This is a genomic window from Pseudomonas sp. Marseille-Q1929, from assembly GCF_017316265.1.
GTDB lineage: Bacteria > Pseudomonadota > Gammaproteobacteria > Pseudomonadales > Pseudomonadaceae > Aquipseudomonas.
Genome location: NZ_JAFLWU010000023.1, coordinates 45110 through 58883, shown reverse-complemented (window position 1 = coordinate 58883; position 13774 = coordinate 45110). Strand labels below are relative to the sequence as shown.

The window sequence follows — 13774 nt, the reverse complement described above, 5'->3', positions numbered from 1 at the left end:
TTCCAGGCGACTTTGCTGCTGGAATGGTTTCCCCTTTTCTATCTTGGCCTTGGCCAGCTCATCCCTCTCTCCAATCCGGGAGTTTTCAGCGTCAGCTCGCCAAGCTTCAAACCGGTCCAGGAAATTATCAATGCGGCTGATGAAGCCTGGCAGGCTGAATTTGTCGTCGGTTCGATATACCAGGTTTGTTGCCGCTGACCGAAAACTGACCCAGTAGAGGCTGTTCTGCCGACTGAAAACTGACCCAGGTGTTCAACTGCTTCTGCTCAATTTTTGAGCAGGAGAACACAGGGTGATCAGTATGGAAATGATGGGCAAAATTCGCCGGATGTATTTCCGCGACAAGCTGTCGCTGCATGAGATAGCCAAGCGCACCGGGTTGGCGCGCAACACGATTCGCAAGTGGGTCAGAGCACCTGAGGCCAAGCCGCCGGTCTACCAACGCCGCGCGATCTTCAACAAACTCAGCCCTTTTCACGCCACGCTGGAGCAGGCGCTAAAAGCCGATTCGCTGCGGCCCAAGCAACAGCGGCGCAGTGCCAAGGCGCTGTTGGCGCAAATCAAAGCCGAAGGTTATGACGGTGGCTACAGCCAGCTCACCGCGTTTATCCGTGCCTGGCGAGGGGGACAGGGCAAGGCGTCGCAGGCCTTTGTGCCGCTGACCTTTGCTCTTGGCGAGGCGTTTCAGTTTGACTGGAGCGAGGAAGGCTTGCTGGTCGGCGGCATTTACCGGCGTATGCAGGTGGCACATCTGAAGCTGTGTGCCAGCCGTGCGTTCTGGCTTGTGGCGTATCCGAGCCAGGGCCATGAGATGTTATTTGACGCCCATACACGCTCGTTCGGCTCCTTGGGCGGCGTGCCGCGCCGGGGCATCTACGACAACATGAAGACCGCCGTCGACAAGGTCAATAAGGGCAAAGGCCGGGCGGTGAATGCGCGCTTTGCGGTGATGTGCGCGCATTACCTGTTCGATCCGGACTTCTGCAACGTCGCCGCTGGTTGGGAAAAGGGCATCGTTGAAAAGAACGTGCAAGACAGCCGCAGGCGTATCTGGCTAGACGCCCAGGACTGCCAGTTTCACTCCTTCGAGGAACTCAATGCCTGGCTGGGCCAGCGCTGCCGCGCGCTTTGGAACGAGCTGACGCACCCTCAATACAGCGGGCTGAGTGTGGCCGAAGTGCTGGAGTTGGAGCGCGCTGAACTGATGCCTGTGCCAGCGCCATTCGACGGTTACGTCGAGCGGCCTGCGCGGGTCTCCAGCACCTGCCTGGTCAGCGTCGGGCGCAACCGCTACTCGGTGCCGTGTGAGTATGCGGGTAAGTGGGTCAGCAGCCGTTTGTATCCGACGCGAATCGAGGTGGTGGCTGACGACGCGCTGATCGCCAGCCATGTCCGCTTGCTGGATCGCGACCAGGTCAGCTATGACTGGCAGCACTACCTCCCGCTGATCGAACGCAAGCCCGGTGCGCTGCGCAACGGCGCGCCCTTTGCTGATCTGCCGGCGCCGCTGCGTCAGCTTAAGCACGGTCTGGGGCGTCATGCCGGCGGTGACCGGATCATGGCGCAAGTTCTGGCTGCCGTACCGGTCGCCGGGCTCGATGCGGTGCTGGTGGCTGTTGAGCTGGTACTGGAAAGCGGCAGCCTGAGCGCCGAACACATCCTCAATGTCGTGGCGCGCCTGGCCGCGACCGAACCACCACCCAGCGTCGAAACCCACTTGTCGCTCAAGGAAGCCCCCGTCGCTAACACGGCGCGCTACGACCGCCTGCGTGGCCAGACCGAGGAGATCGGTCATGCGTGATTTGATGGCGGAACTCAAGGAGCTGCGCCTGCACGGCATGGCCACGGCCTGGGCGGAGTTGACTGCGCAGGGTGAGTCGAACACAGCCTCGTCCAAGTGGCTGCTCGAACACCTGCTGGAACAAGAGCACACAGATCGCGCCATGCGCTCGGTGAGCCACCAGATGAACATGGCCAAGCTGCCGATGCACCGCGACCTGGCCGGCTTCGACTTCAGCGCCTCCAGCGCAGACGCTCGTTTGATCAGCGAACTGGCCAGTCTGGCCTTTACCGACACCGCGCAGAACGTGGTGCTGATCGGTGGGCCTGGCACCGGTAAAACCCACCTGGCCACTGCGCTGGCCGTGTCCGGCATCACCCGGCACGGCAAGCGCGTGCGCTTCTACTCCACGGTCGATCTGGTCAATCTGCTGGAGCGCGAAAAGCACGACGGCAAAGCCGGGCGGATCGCCCAAGCTCTGCTGCGCATGGATCTGGTCATCCTCGACGAACTGGGTTATCTGCCCTTCAGCCAGGCCGGCGGTGCGTTGCTGTTTCACCTGCTATCCAAGCTGTACGAACACACCAGCGTGGTGATCACCACCAACCTGAGCTTCGCCGAATGGTCGAGCGTGTTCGGCGACGCCAAGATGACCACCGCCCTGCTGGATCGGCTGACCCACCACTGCCACATCGTCGAAACCGGTAACGAGTCCTATCGCCTGCAACACAGTAGCTTGGCGGCCCAGGCCAAGATCAAATCACGGGAGCGAAAGCGTAAGGGCGGCCAGGAACCGGAGGACGATGAGCCGTTCTGATTTCATGGCGACGACGGCCTGCTACATGGCTGCGTGTGGCAGGTCTTAAACAACTGAACTGGGCTAGCGAAGGAGTGGGGGCAACAGCAGCTGCGCTGGTAGACTTATCCACAGTTGCTGGTAACAAAATCAGCAATCCGCCCTGGGTCAAATTTCAATCGGCAGGGTGGGTCAATTTTCCATCAGCGCCAACACACTAAGCAACCATCAGAAAATTTTGACTGTACGCCAAAAAATTCGCATCTACCAGCATCTAAACAGGCGTTGCAGGGCAATCGCATGAACGCCTGCCGATTTGAATGAGTCCTTTCCCAGCGGGCATCCTGAGCGCCTCTCTACTCAGGATGCCCTGCAATGTCGCATCACATACCAATCTCCGATGTTCTGGTCGCCATCAATGATCCCCGTCAGCAGGGCAAGATTCGTCACGACCTGGTCGAAACACTGGTCGTGGCTATCTGCGGCGTGCTTGCCGGCGCTGACACCTTCATCGAAATCGAACTCTGGGCTGAGCAGCGGCTGGACTGGTTCCGCCGTATTCTGAAACTACCCCACGGCATTCCCTCACACGACACCTTTGGACGGCTATTCAGCCTGATCGATCCAGAGGAGTTCGAGCAGGCCTTCCGCTGTTGGGTTGCGGCGATCCTACCGGCCCTTTCTCCGCAAGTGGTTGCCCTAGACGGCAAGACCAGTCGCCGCTCCGGCAAGAAAAACACGGCCCCGTTGCACCTGGTCAGCGCTTTTGCGGCTGATTCAGGGCTGATTCTCGGGCAGAGGGCGACCTCCCAGAAGTCCAACGAGAAGACCGCCATTCCTGAGCTGCTGGCCACACTGGCGCTTGAGGGCTGCACCGTGACGATCGATGCCATGGGTACCCAGCCGGACATTGCACAGGCCATTCTCGATCGCGGGGCGCACTATCTGCTGGCCATCAAGGGAAACCAGCCGAAGCTGGCCGAAGCGATCGATGACTTCGCTGACACCTTTTTGGACGGCGATCCTGCCCGGGTACCCCATGCGCACTTCGAGCATGTCGAGAAGGACCATGGCCGGCTGGAGGTTCGTCGCTGCCATGTTTTCGACCAACTCCAGTGCCTGCCACAGCCAGAACGCTGGCCAGGACTGCGCACTTTCGTGATGCTGGAGTCCGAGCGGACTGTGGGCAACCAGACCAGCCTGGAGCGCCGTTACTACATCAGCAGTCTTGCTCCGGATGCAGAGCGCATCGCACATGCCATCAGGGCGCACTGGGGCGTGGAGAACCGCGTCCACTGGTGCATGGATGTCATTTTTGGTGACGATCAGATGCGGATCCGAACCGGGCATGCTGCCCACAACATGGCCGTTCTCAAGCAACTTACATTGAATTTGATCCGGTTGGATCCGGTCAAGCGCAAGGGTGGCATCAAGGCACGAAGGCTGATTGCTGCAACCTCTGATGATTATCGGGCTGAACTATTAGGTCTCAGGTGAGCTTCATGCGATTGCCTTGACAGGCGTTGTTGATTATCATAAAACACTGACACTGTATTATATAATCGTGCTTTTGTGTTATTTTTTTAATATTTACTGATTACGTACTTGCTTAACCACTCAGTTGCGCTAGAACTAATAGACGCGAAATTTAAATCTCTAATTTTCCAACACTTAGTAAAACCTCGTTTGCCATCCCACTACCATTGTAGGAGCAAATCAGGAGACATAAAAAATTAGCGGTAGCGTGCCTGGCCCTCTAGATAAGTATTGGAGACTGTAATGAAGTTTGAAAAGTCACAGACAGCAATCGACCACCTGACTCCCGAGCAACACCGAATTACCCAGGAGGCGGGCACCGAAAGGCCCTTCACGGGCGAGTACAACGACAACAAGGAGCCTGGCATCTACGTCGACATAGTGTCGGGAGAGCCACTGTTCGCTTCGACGGACAAGTTCGATTCGGGTACTGGCTGGCCCAGCTTCACCAAGCCGATCGTTTCGGCAAACGTGAACGAGGTGCGGGACAGCGCACACGGCATGGTCCGGACGGAGGTCAGGTCAGTACACGCAGACAGTCATCTCGGCCATGTGTTCCCCGATGGTCCTTCCGACCGCGGCGGTCTGCGGTACTGCATCAACTCAGCGTCCCTTCGCTTCATCCCGCGCGACGAGATGGAGTCCGAGGGATACGGTGAATATCTCGATCAAGTAGAGGAGGCTTAACATGCATCAGCGCGCTGTTCTCGCAGGAGGATGTTTCTGGGGCATGCAGGATCTGATCCGCAAGCGGCCCGGCATCATCTCGACCCGTGTGGGTTACACGGGCGGCGATATTCCGAACGCCACGTATCGTAATCACGGCACGCATGCCGAGGGGATCGAGATTGTCTTCGACCCGACAGTGACGAGCTACCGGAACATCCTGGAATTCTTCTTCCAGATCCACGATCCGACGACGCTGAACCGCCAGGGCAATGATCGTGGGCTCTCCTACCGGTCGGGCATCTATTATGTCGACGAGGAGCAGAAGCGCGTCGCCGAGGATACGATCGCCGATGTGGATGCCTCGGGGCTGTGGGATGGCAAAGTGGTGACCGAGGTCCAGCCGGTCGGCGAGTTCTGGGAGGCCGAGCCCGATCACCAGGATTATCTGGAGAAGCGCCCGGGCGGCTACACCTGCCACTTCGTCCGTCCCGGCTGGGTGCTTCCGAAGCGCCAAAAGGTTGACGACGTACAGCCAGCGGCCGGGACCGCGGCGGAATAGGCTTCACTGCCGTTGCCACTGCGCCGATCCGGTCCGCAATCTTCGTGACCGCGTCGTTCAGCGACGCGGTCATCGAACCCTACTTCAGAGTGACGGCTCGTTCCAGTCAGTCGCCATCGCAACACCAGGATCGCAGATTTATGCCAGACCTCTCGTCCTTTCCGATCACGCAGCGCTGGCCGGCATCTCATCCCGATCGCCTGCAACTCTACGCAGCCCCTACGCCCAATGGCGTCAAGGTCTCGATCATGCTTGAGGAGACTGGCCTGGCGTACGAGCCCCACCTGATCGACATCTCGAACAACGAGTCGAAGGATCCGGCGTTCGTGTCGCTGAACCCGAACGGACGCATACCGGCGATCATCGATCCGGCTGGCCCTGACGGTAGACCCATCGTCTTATGGGAATCCGGTGCGATCCTCCTCTATCTGGCCGACAAGACGGGTCAGTTCATCTCCACCGAACCAGGCCAGCGTTACGAGACCCTAGCGTGGGTGTTCTTTCAGATGTCGGCCATCGGGCCGATGTTCGGTCAGCTCGGCTTCTTCCTGCGATTTGGCGGCAAGGACTATGAGGACAAGCGGCCGCAACAGCGCTTTATCGACGAATCCACGCGTCTGCTGGGGATTCTGGATCGCCGGCTGGAAGGCCGCGACTGGATCGTCGACGACTATTCGATCGCGGACATCGCGACGCTCGGCTGGGTGAATGCGCTGGTGGAATTCTACGCTGCGGGTGACATCCTTGGCCTCAGCAGCTTTTCGAACGTCCGCGCATGGCTTGGACGCGGGCTGGCTCGACCGGCCGTCCAGCGTGGCCTCCACATTCCCGCGAGGCCAGCATGAGCATCATCGCCGCCTATTATTACAACGAAGGCAAGCGAGTTCGCGAAATCGCGCTCGATGAGCACGTCAAGTTGGGCGAGAGTCGCTCGGGCTTCTGCTGGATCGCGCTTAGCGAACCCACCCCCGAGGAACTACTCGCGATCCAAAGGACATATAATCTTCATCCGTTGGCGATCGACAACGCGATGCACCCGCTGTGCCCGCCCAAGCTCGAGGTCTACAACGATGAGTTGTACGTCGTCGCGCAGACCGCCGAGCTGGTCGGCGACCGGATCAGCTACGGCAAGATGGCGATCTTCACCGGTCACAATCACCTTATCACCGTGCGGCACGGCAATGCCGGAGCGCTGGGCAAACTTCGGGAGCAACTCGAGGCATCGCCGACGCAGTTCGGCAAGGGTGTCGACTATGTGCTGCACGCGATCTTGCATCGCGTGGTCGACCAGTATCTGCCCATCTTCGAAATGATCGAGGACGACGTCCTGGCGATGGAGCGACGGTCGCTGCACGATTTCCTCGGGCCAGAAGAGGTGGCGCGAATCTTCGAACTAAGGTCCGAACTCACGCGGTTCCAGCGCACGCTCGGGGCTATGGCCGAGCTGGTGCGAAAGCTCGTTCGCGGCCACTTTCCCTGCATCAGCGCCGAAATGACACCATATTTCCACGACGTCGCGGACCATGTCCACCGCGTGCAGTCCATGGTCGACGGCCTCCTGCTTGTCCTGTCCACGGTCTTTGAGGCCAGCAGCCTTCTTGAAGCGCAAAGGACGGGGGTGATCACCCGCCAGCTGGCGGCTTGGGCGGCAATACTGGCAGTCCCGACGGCGATCGCTGGAATATACGGCATGAACTTTAAGCACATGCCGGAGCTGGACACGGCCTACGGATACTTTGTCGTGCTCGGAGTGATAGCGATATCGTGCGTTTTCCTATTTGTGCGCTTCAAGAAGGCTAAGTGGCTGTGAATACTGCCCATCGTTTTCTTCGCCGTCATCTGACGGTTACAGCGGGCCTTATACGGAAGCTTGTCCAATCCAACTCAAGATGAAGGTGCGTCCATGACATAGCAGCTGACCGACGCTCTACAAGCAGTTCAGTCCTTCATCGCCAAGGGCTAAGACCGCGAATAGCGCGTCAAGGACAGCAATCTCGTCGATCTCGAGCCAGGATCAACCATCGGTCCGTGCGGCATCTGCGTCGACGCGGCGTTTCGCCTCGGAAGCGGTGATGATGGCGATAACGCCTCCACCCTCTACGCGATCACCGATCCGGCGACCGAGCATAAGGGCCTGTTGATCGACGTGTTCGATGAAATCTGCTACCGCGACCCAGTTCAAGAGTCGGGACCTCAATGTAGAAGAAGTTGACTAACGAGCATTCGCGTCATCCGATCAAGCAAGCTGGAGACATTTATGAAAGCCATTGGTTACAAGGTTCCGGGACCCATCGCCGCGGATGCCGCGCTGGTCGACATCAATCTGCCTCGGCCTGTCGCTGCAGGATACGATATCCTGGTTGAGGTGAAGGCCGTCTCGGTCAACCCGGTCGACTACAAGGTCCGCAACAGCACGCCGCCGGCAGATGGCGATTGGAAGGTGCTGGGATGGGATGCCGCCGGGATTGTGCGCGAGGTCGGCCCCGACGTCACGCAGTTCGAGTTAGGCGACGAGGTCTATTATGCCGGATCGATCACACGGCCCGGTACCAATGCGGAGTTCCATCTCGTCGACGCCCGGATTGTCGGTCACAAACCTGCGTCGCTCTCCTGGGCGGAAGCGGCGGCGCTGCCGCTGACGACGTTGACGGCCTGGGAGGCGATGTTCGACCGCCTGGACGTGGCGAAGCCCGTACCCGGTGCGGCGGAGGCGATCCTCATCATCGGTGGCGCGGGCGGGGTTGGGTCGATCGCCGTCCAGATCGCGCGACAGCGCACGGACCTCACCGTCATCGCCACAGCCTCTCGACCGGAAACCCAAGAGTGGGTAAGAGGGCTTGGAGCTCACCACGTCATCGACCATTCTCGTCCGCTCGCGCCACAGATCGCCGAACTCGGCATCGGTGCTCCCGCTTTCGTCTTTTCGACCACACATACCGAGCAACATGTCGCCGACATCGCCGAACTGATCGCCCCACAAGGACGGTTCGGACTGATCGACGATCCCAAGGCATTCGATATCATGGTTTTCAAGCGCAAGGCGGTGTCGATCCACCACGAGCTGATGTTCACGCGGTCGATCTACGGCACGCCCGACATGAATGAGCAGGGCGAGATTCTGGATGCGATGGCAGCGCTGGTTGACGACGGCAAAATCCGCACGACGCTGACCCGGCGACTGTCGCCGATCAATGCCGCCAATCTGAAGACGGTGCATGCACTGATCGAAAGTGGCGCGGCTAAAGGCAAGATCGTCCTCGAAGGCTTCTAACGACCGCGATCGCCAAACATCTTGTCCAACCTCAAAAAGCCGAACGGGTTATGCCCCAGCGATGAGAATCCCATGACCAAATCTATTGCCACCGCCTCGATCAACCGCGAAACCGCAGTCGCCCTCATCGACGCGGCGCTCGCTGCGGCCCGTGCCATCGGCATCCCGGCTGCCGTCGCCGTCGTCGACGCCACCGGTAACCTGCGCGCGTTCGAGCGCACCGACGATGCGCCGTTCCTTACCGTCGATGTTGCCATCGACAAGGCCTGGAGTTCCGCCTCGTTTGGGTTCCCGACCCATGTCTGGAACGACTATGTGACCAACGATCCAAAAGTGGCGCCGCTAGCCTATCGCCCTCGGATGGTCGCTGTCGGCGGCGGTTATCCGATTCTGGAGGATGGGAAGTTGATCGGCGGCATAGGCATCTCCGGAGGCAACTATCAGCAGGATCAGGATGCGTGCGTCGAGGCACTCATGAAAATCGGGTTCCAGTTGCCAGCCTGACGACTGTGAGGCCATCACCGGTGGTAATGGCCAACAGATCCAACCTTTGAGAGGCCTAATGATGGAAGCGTTCGTCGTCTTTACGCGGGAAGAAACCAGCGACCCACATGCACTCGCAACCTATTCTGCAGGCGTCGGACCATCGTTCGATGGTCACGACGTTACCTTTCTCGCCGCTTATGGCGCGATCCAGCATTTGGAGGGGCCGCCCATCGAAGGGGCCGTAATCTTGCGTTTCCCGACGATGCAGGCCGCTCGCGACTGGTATGACAGTCCCGCCTACCAAACCATCGCTGCTCAACGCTTTGCCGGTTCCCGTTACCGCGCCTTTATCATTGAAGGGCGGCGGTGACATACCGACAGAAGCACTTCGGCGCTGACCACGAGGTATCGGCGTGTGAACTCGCATCTTGGGAATCTGTGGGGGGGACCAAGACAGCGGCGCTAGGGGCTCATATCGTCGATCGGATCAGAGAGTTGCTCGGCGAGAATGGGTTATCTATTGCCGAGCTGACGGAGCGGAGCCGCCCTCTCCCAACGGATTGATTCAATCGTTGACGCTCCTCCTATCCGGATCCGGGTTTTCGCACGCTGATCAACAGAGTTACAGCGCGCAACGCCTGTAGTGGGCATCAGGGGATGGGTGGCAATCAGGATGATTGCCCACCTTCCAACGATTAACCTTGCTCAAGTTGCTTCACTAGTCGCTCCGCGTCGAGATGGAAGTCCGAGAAAACAATGCTACCGCCAGCGTCGATAACCGTAAACCACGGAGTTCCTCGTGTGCGGTAGTCTTCCATGAAGGTTGGAAACGGCGAGCCGGTCGGTTGCTCGTCGTGACCGAAAACGATAGGAAGCTCATACTTGAGCTGGTTCACGCGCAACTTCTCGAAGGTATTCTCATGCGTTCCTTCGAAGACGGTCTGGATCACTGCGAACCCCACGTCTTTTGAGCTCAACGCTGCATGCAACTTTTGTAGCGTCGGAAACCCATGCAAATGGCAACCTTGGCACCAATGCTGGAAGGCAAACAAGATTTTCGGGCCGGGCCCGATATCTGACAGTTTGAACGGCGCGATACTTTCCCCATCTTTGCCAATCCATTTTTGCACCCGCAGCTCAGGCGCTTGTCGTTCGATCTCGTTCATCTGATCCTCCAACCCCGATACAGAAGCTTAGTGGATGATCGCGCGTCGCGACGGTGCGCGAACGTCCGACCTTATTTTCCCTATTTCCTGAAGCCAGAATAGATCAGATCGACATTTCGTCCTTAATATACTCAAGCTGCCGGCGAGCGCGAACTGGGCAACCATGCGCTGGTGAGCCTTGAGCTTTGCACGCTGCCCATCCGTTTGAGAGCGAACCTGCAACTTCCGCTCCGCATACCGCAGATCAGCGTACGCAGCCTTGGGGTTATCTACCCTATAGCCATTGGGTATTGGGAATCATGCTGGCCTGACGCTATGTTCGATACGCGATTTTTTACGATGATAGAGCATCTGTATCTGATTTTTAGTCGATTGGCTTATTCGGCGGATGTGCGGGCAAATGCTTTACGCAGAGTACTGAAATGAAGGCCGGCTTCGGTCTGCCGTATCGAGCAAGAGGGGTCACTATGGTCACCAGAGGTTTCACCGGTCGCGGTTCAGGCGACCAGTCCGATCGGATTCCGCCAGGTCAGCATCTGGTGGAGGATTTCCCTGTTCTGTCGGCCGGCCCTACGCCGAGGGTAGAGCCCTCCGACTGGAAATTCACAGTCAAAATTGGTCCGAAGCCCGTCAAAACGTGGAATTGGGGCGAATTCAACACTCTACCAAAGACCCAGGTGACAAAGGATATTCACTGCGTCACCTCTTGGTCCAAACTGGATACCGTTTGGGAGGGTGTACTCATTGAAGACATCCTTGCAGATGCAGAGCTTGATCGGCCTACCGATTTCGTCTTGGCGCACTGCTACGATAATTATTCGACAAACGTCCCTCTGACGGATCTGCTTTCCGGGAAAGCGATGGTCGCCCTCAGTTATGCGGGCAAGCCACTTTCCCGCGATCATGGGGGGCCGGCGCGTCTTCTAGTGCCGCACCTTTACTTCTGGAAATCCGCCAAATGGGTGAATGCGCTGCAATTCACGACGCGTGACGAGGCCGGCTTTTGGGAGCTGCACGGCTATCACATCTACGGCGATCCGTGGCGCGAACAACGATACACCCATGACTGAAAACGAAGCGCAAGTCCGTTCGTGGCAATCATGCGTGATCGACGACATCATCCAGCAAACACCGAGTATCAAGAGCTTCTTCCTTCGGTTGAGCAAGCCGTTCGCGCACACCGCAGGTCAGCACGTCGATATCCGGCTGACCGCGCCCGACGGCTACAGTGCAATGCGCAGCTACTCGATCGCGTCATCGGCAGTTTCGACCCCGATCGTCGAGATAGCTATCGAGCGCATGCCGGATGCCGAAGTTTCGCCGTTTTTTCACGACATCGCGGCGATTGGTGACGAAATCGAAGTTCGCGGTCCGCTCGGTGGCCATTTCCTTTGGCCTGAGCCTGCCATAGATCCGGTTCTGTTGATCGGGGGAGGCTCCGGCCTCGTGCCGTTGATGGCAATGATCCGGCAGCGCCGCGCATTGGCCCAAGCCGTTCCGACAGCGTTGCTCCTGTCCGCACGAACCGCCGAGGACGTTCTCTTCTCAGAAGAACTTCATTGCATCGAAATCAGCGATCCGGCGTTCGTCCTGGCGCTCGCGATTACGCGCGAGAAACCGGTTCGCGCATCGGACTTTGCGCGACGGATCGACGGCATGATGGTCCAAGAAATTCTAACCAGGCTTCAGGGAAAGCCGACGCAAGTGTTCGTCTGCGGGTCTAACGGATTCGTCAACATCGCAACCGATAGCGCGCTGCTGGCGGGCTTGGACGCCTCCATCATCAAGACGGAGCGCTACGGGGGCTAGCGGCGCGAGCTATCTCACGTCGCGCCGATCGTAGACGTGCGCCCTGGGAAGCTTTGGCGATCAACGTGAACCGTTTTGCCGAACACAGTCTTCGTACCCCCCGGCCTCTAGAACGCCTTCGCTCGCGATACCTGGCTCGACATCAAGCTCAATTTGAAAGTTCCTGCACTATCCGTCGTCCTGATATGCTCGACCAGCATGATGGGCGATTCGAGCGGGACCGCTTCCGTCCCAATCGAGGCTCGGTTACCTTAGAGCATCGGCTCGGCGCTACAGGAGGCGCGTGCGGCCTCTGCCTGGCGGTGAAAGCACTTTGGGCCATGTCGCCTGGATAGCGGCCAATCGTCAGCATCTGCTCCGATGTCGGCCAAGGTGCAGTCGCCATCTTTGAACGCCGCGAATTGGAGATCAACGCCATGACAGCGATCCGCGTGCAACTGCCGGAGATGCAATATGACAACTGATGTATTGCTGTACACCACGAATTGGTGCCCGTTCTGCCGCCGAGCGAAGGCGCTCCTCAAGGAAAAGGGCGTGCGATGGAAGGAGCTCGATATTGAGGCGGATCCGGCTCACCGGCAGGCCATGGCGGAAGCGTCGGGGCGAAGCTCCGTGCCGCAGATCTTCATCAATGGCACCCTTATCGGTGGCTCCGATGAGCTATTCGCGCTCGATGTCAGAGGCGAGCTCGACAAACTTCTCGGGCGCAACCCGCCTGCCACCTGAGGAGGTGCGGCTTGGGGCAGCCAGCCCGCGAGCCTTCGCCGGTTGATGAATACAAAAGGAGAGTCCGTTGGTCTCAGCCATCTGGAAAGACACTACTATCGCCACAAGCGACGAAACAGTCATCGTCGAGGGAAATCACTACTTCCCACCGTCAGGAGTCGACCTGAGCCTGCTTGAGATGAGCCCGCACACATCTGTCTGTCCGATCAAAGGCGCCGCGCGCTTCTTTCATGTTCGCGCGGGTGACGCGCTCAACGTGAACGCCGCTTGGACCTATCCCGCCCCCACTCCGGATGCCGAGGGTATCCGGGATTACATCGCTTTCTGGAAAGGCGTGGACGTTGCCTAGCAGACTGGACGGACGACTTCGCTGATAGCCATGCGGGCGCCGACATCTCAATTATCCTGCCCACCCCGGGCCTCGTCGGCTGCAGGAATCTGCCCGGCACCTTAGCGCGACCCGGCACTGGCGGTCTCGCACCCGCCGCGCCTCTGTTCTATCAATAAGGATGGATGACATGGAGCATTCCGAGTTCGATGCCGCTTTCGCGAAGCTTGCGGAGGGATACAGAGAAGGGACTTATGAAGGCCGGCGTTTCAGCTTGATCGTCCGGCGATCTGGGGACGGACGTCGCAACAGTCTGTTCGCCAGGGAGTTGGACGGGACTGACATTGTCAGCTTCAACCTCTTCCGCGTTACATCAGATAGGACATTGTTGAAGCCGTGCGAAATGTCCGCCGAAAAGGTCGTAGCGTTCGTGCTGGAGTTCCGACCGGACACCTGACGGGCAGAAGAAGATCCCGGCCAACCGGCGCGCCTGCGACGGCCGGCTATCTAAGGCTGCGCAAGCCTATAGCCGCAGCTCATTGCACTTCGTCTGGCGAGGAATTCAACATCGATACGTCGCCATCCGCGGGGATATCGGTACAGGCGCCCGTGTAAGCCAGATTGAGAAATCCTAAGCGATGACTAACA

At 58.7% G+C, this 13774-nt stretch carries 17 protein-coding genes; 15 read left to right on the top strand and 2 right to left on the bottom strand.

Annotated features, from left to right (window positions below; all coding sequences use genetic code 11):
- Positions 1 to 301: 301 nt before the first annotated feature.
- The 7 genes from istA to J1G37_RS21675 all read left to right on the top strand — a co-directional run bounded on the left by istA (position 302) and on the right by J1G37_RS21675 (position 7150).
- Positions 302 to 1801: an IS21-like element ISPst3 family transposase gene (gene istA / locus J1G37_RS21705; RefSeq protein WP_024012635.1), complete on the top strand. Its 1500-nt coding sequence runs from the start codon at positions 302 to 304 to the stop codon at positions 1799 to 1801.
- Positions 1794 to 2597 (top strand): IS21-like element ISPst3 family helper ATPase IstB, encoded by an 804-nt coding sequence (gene istB, locus J1G37_RS21700; protein ID WP_010454871.1) that lies wholly within the window; start codon positions 1794 to 1796, stop codon positions 2595 to 2597. Before istA ends, istB begins: the two co-directional genes overlap by 8 nt.
- 354 nt (positions 2598 to 2951) lie before the next feature.
- Positions 2952 to 4073, top strand: a complete 1122-nt coding sequence (locus J1G37_RS21695) for an ISAs1-like element ISPa60 family transposase (protein ID WP_010455375.1) — start codon at positions 2952 to 2954, stop codon at positions 4071 to 4073.
- Between the two features lie 282 nt (positions 4074 to 4355).
- Positions 4356 to 4799 (top strand): peptide-methionine (R)-S-oxide reductase MsrB, encoded by a 444-nt coding sequence (gene msrB / locus J1G37_RS21690; RefSeq protein WP_003464965.1) that lies wholly within the window; start codon positions 4356 to 4358, stop codon positions 4797 to 4799.
- Between the two features lies 1 nt (position 4800).
- Entirely contained in the window at positions 4801 to 5340 is a 540-nt protein-coding gene (gene msrA, locus J1G37_RS21685) for a peptide-methionine (S)-S-oxide reductase MsrA (RefSeq protein WP_003464967.1), read from the top strand.
- Between the two features lie 140 nt (positions 5341 to 5480).
- Positions 5481 to 6185 (top strand): glutathione S-transferase N-terminal domain-containing protein, encoded by a 705-nt coding sequence (locus J1G37_RS21680; RefSeq protein ID WP_207045309.1) that lies wholly within the window; start codon positions 5481 to 5483, stop codon positions 6183 to 6185.
- The gene (locus tag J1G37_RS21675; RefSeq protein ID WP_003464971.1) at positions 6182 to 7150 is read left to right on the top strand and encodes a magnesium and cobalt transport protein CorA; all 969 of its coding nucleotides are present in this window, start codon (positions 6182 to 6184) and stop codon (positions 7148 to 7150) included. The genes J1G37_RS21680 and J1G37_RS21675 overlap by 4 nt, the downstream gene beginning before the upstream one ends.
- Before the next feature lie 204 nt (positions 7151 to 7354).
- Here the strand turns inward: J1G37_RS21675 and J1G37_RS21670 are convergent, their stop codons facing one another.
- Positions 7355 to 7522 (bottom strand): hypothetical protein, encoded by a 168-nt coding sequence (locus tag J1G37_RS21670; RefSeq protein WP_016487060.1) that lies wholly within the window; start codon positions 7520 to 7522, stop codon positions 7355 to 7357.
- A gap of 75 nt (positions 7523 to 7597) precedes the next feature.
- On the opposite strand from J1G37_RS21670, the gene J1G37_RS21665 reads away from it, so the two are divergent.
- The 3 genes from J1G37_RS21665 to J1G37_RS21655 all read left to right on the top strand — a co-directional run bounded on the left by J1G37_RS21665 (position 7598) and on the right by J1G37_RS21655 (position 9467).
- A complete protein-coding gene (locus tag J1G37_RS21665; protein WP_002118279.1) occupies positions 7598 to 8611 on the top strand; it encodes a zinc-binding alcohol dehydrogenase family protein in 1014 nt (337 codons plus the stop codon).
- 72 nt (positions 8612 to 8683) lie between these two features.
- Positions 8684 to 9115, top strand: a complete 432-nt coding sequence (locus J1G37_RS21660; protein WP_005006001.1) for a heme-binding protein — start codon at positions 8684 to 8686, stop codon at positions 9113 to 9115.
- A 58-nt stretch (positions 9116 to 9173) separates the two neighbouring features.
- Positions 9174 to 9467 (top strand): DUF1330 domain-containing protein, encoded by a 294-nt coding sequence (locus tag J1G37_RS21655; protein ID WP_010591688.1) that lies wholly within the window; start codon positions 9174 to 9176, stop codon positions 9465 to 9467.
- A gap of 325 nt (positions 9468 to 9792) precedes the next feature.
- Here J1G37_RS21655 and J1G37_RS21650 read toward each other — a convergent pair whose 3' ends face one another.
- The gene (locus tag J1G37_RS21650; protein WP_003464979.1) at positions 9793 to 10263 is read right to left on the bottom strand and encodes a hypothetical protein; all 471 of its coding nucleotides are present in this window, start codon (positions 10261 to 10263) and stop codon (positions 9793 to 9795) included.
- 467 nt (positions 10264 to 10730) lie between these two features.
- On the opposite strand from J1G37_RS21650, the gene J1G37_RS21645 reads away from it, so the two are divergent.
- The 5 genes from J1G37_RS21645 (at position 10731) to J1G37_RS21625 (ending at position 13583) form a co-directional block, all read left to right on the top strand.
- Positions 10731 to 11333, top strand: a complete 603-nt coding sequence (locus J1G37_RS21645) for a sulfite oxidase-like oxidoreductase (RefSeq protein WP_003464980.1) — start codon at positions 10731 to 10733, stop codon at positions 11331 to 11333.
- The gene (locus tag J1G37_RS21640) at positions 11326 to 12072 is read left to right on the top strand and encodes a ferredoxin reductase (RefSeq protein ID WP_002118292.1); all 747 of its coding nucleotides are present in this window, start codon (positions 11326 to 11328) and stop codon (positions 12070 to 12072) included. The genes J1G37_RS21645 and J1G37_RS21640 overlap by 8 nt, the downstream gene beginning before the upstream one ends.
- Before the next feature lie 453 nt (positions 12073 to 12525).
- A complete protein-coding gene (gene grxC, locus J1G37_RS21635; RefSeq protein ID WP_005005995.1) occupies positions 12526 to 12798 on the top strand; it encodes a glutaredoxin 3 in 273 nt (90 codons plus the stop codon).
- A 67-nt stretch (positions 12799 to 12865) separates the two neighbouring features.
- Positions 12866 to 13147 (top strand): DUF427 domain-containing protein, encoded by a 282-nt coding sequence (locus J1G37_RS21630; RefSeq protein ID WP_003464986.1) that lies wholly within the window; start codon positions 12866 to 12868, stop codon positions 13145 to 13147.
- Positions 13148 to 13316: 169 nt separating this feature from the next.
- Positions 13317 to 13583, top strand: coding sequence for a hypothetical protein (locus J1G37_RS21625; RefSeq protein WP_003464988.1), 267 nt, complete (start codon positions 13317 to 13319; stop codon positions 13581 to 13583).
- The last annotated feature ends 191 nt before the right edge of the window (positions 13584 to 13774 follow it).

Excerpts from the sequence above, each read along its gene's own strand:
- istA (WP_024012635.1), top strand. The coding sequence starts at position 302 with ATGGAAATGATGGGCAAAATTCGCCGGATGTATTTCCGCGACAAGCTG.
- istB (WP_010454871.1), top strand. The coding sequence starts at position 1,794 with ATGCGTGATTTGATGGCGGAACTCAAGGAGCTGCGCCTGCACGGCATG.
- J1G37_RS21695 (WP_010455375.1), top strand. The coding sequence starts at position 2,952 with ATGTCGCATCACATACCAATCTCCGATGTTCTGGTCGCCATCAATGAT.
- msrB (WP_003464965.1), top strand. The coding sequence starts at position 4,356 with ATGAAGTTTGAAAAGTCACAGACAGCAATCGACCACCTGACTCCCGAG.
- msrA (WP_003464967.1), top strand. The coding sequence starts at position 4,801 with ATGCATCAGCGCGCTGTTCTCGCAGGAGGATGTTTCTGGGGCATGCAG.
- J1G37_RS21680 (WP_207045309.1), top strand. The coding sequence starts at position 5,481 with ATGCCAGACCTCTCGTCCTTTCCGATCACGCAGCGCTGGCCGGCATCT.
- J1G37_RS21675 (WP_003464971.1), top strand. The coding sequence starts at position 6,182 with ATGAGCATCATCGCCGCCTATTATTACAACGAAGGCAAGCGAGTTCGC.
- J1G37_RS21665 (WP_002118279.1), top strand. The coding sequence starts at position 7,598 with ATGAAAGCCATTGGTTACAAGGTTCCGGGACCCATCGCCGCGGATGCC.
- J1G37_RS21660 (WP_005006001.1), top strand. The coding sequence starts at position 8,684 with ATGACCAAATCTATTGCCACCGCCTCGATCAACCGCGAAACCGCAGTC.
- J1G37_RS21655 (WP_010591688.1), top strand. The coding sequence starts at position 9,174 with ATGATGGAAGCGTTCGTCGTCTTTACGCGGGAAGAAACCAGCGACCCA.
- J1G37_RS21650 (WP_003464979.1), bottom strand. The coding sequence starts at position 10,263 with ATGAACGAGATCGAACGACAAGCGCCTGAGCTGCGGGTGCAAAAATGG.
- J1G37_RS21645 (WP_003464980.1), top strand. The coding sequence starts at position 10,731 with ATGGTCACCAGAGGTTTCACCGGTCGCGGTTCAGGCGACCAGTCCGAT.
- J1G37_RS21640 (WP_002118292.1), top strand. The coding sequence starts at position 11,326 with ATGACTGAAAACGAAGCGCAAGTCCGTTCGTGGCAATCATGCGTGATC.
- grxC (WP_005005995.1), top strand. The coding sequence starts at position 12,526 with ATGACAACTGATGTATTGCTGTACACCACGAATTGGTGCCCGTTCTGC.
- J1G37_RS21625 (WP_003464988.1), top strand. The coding sequence starts at position 13,317 with ATGGAGCATTCCGAGTTCGATGCCGCTTTCGCGAAGCTTGCGGAGGGA.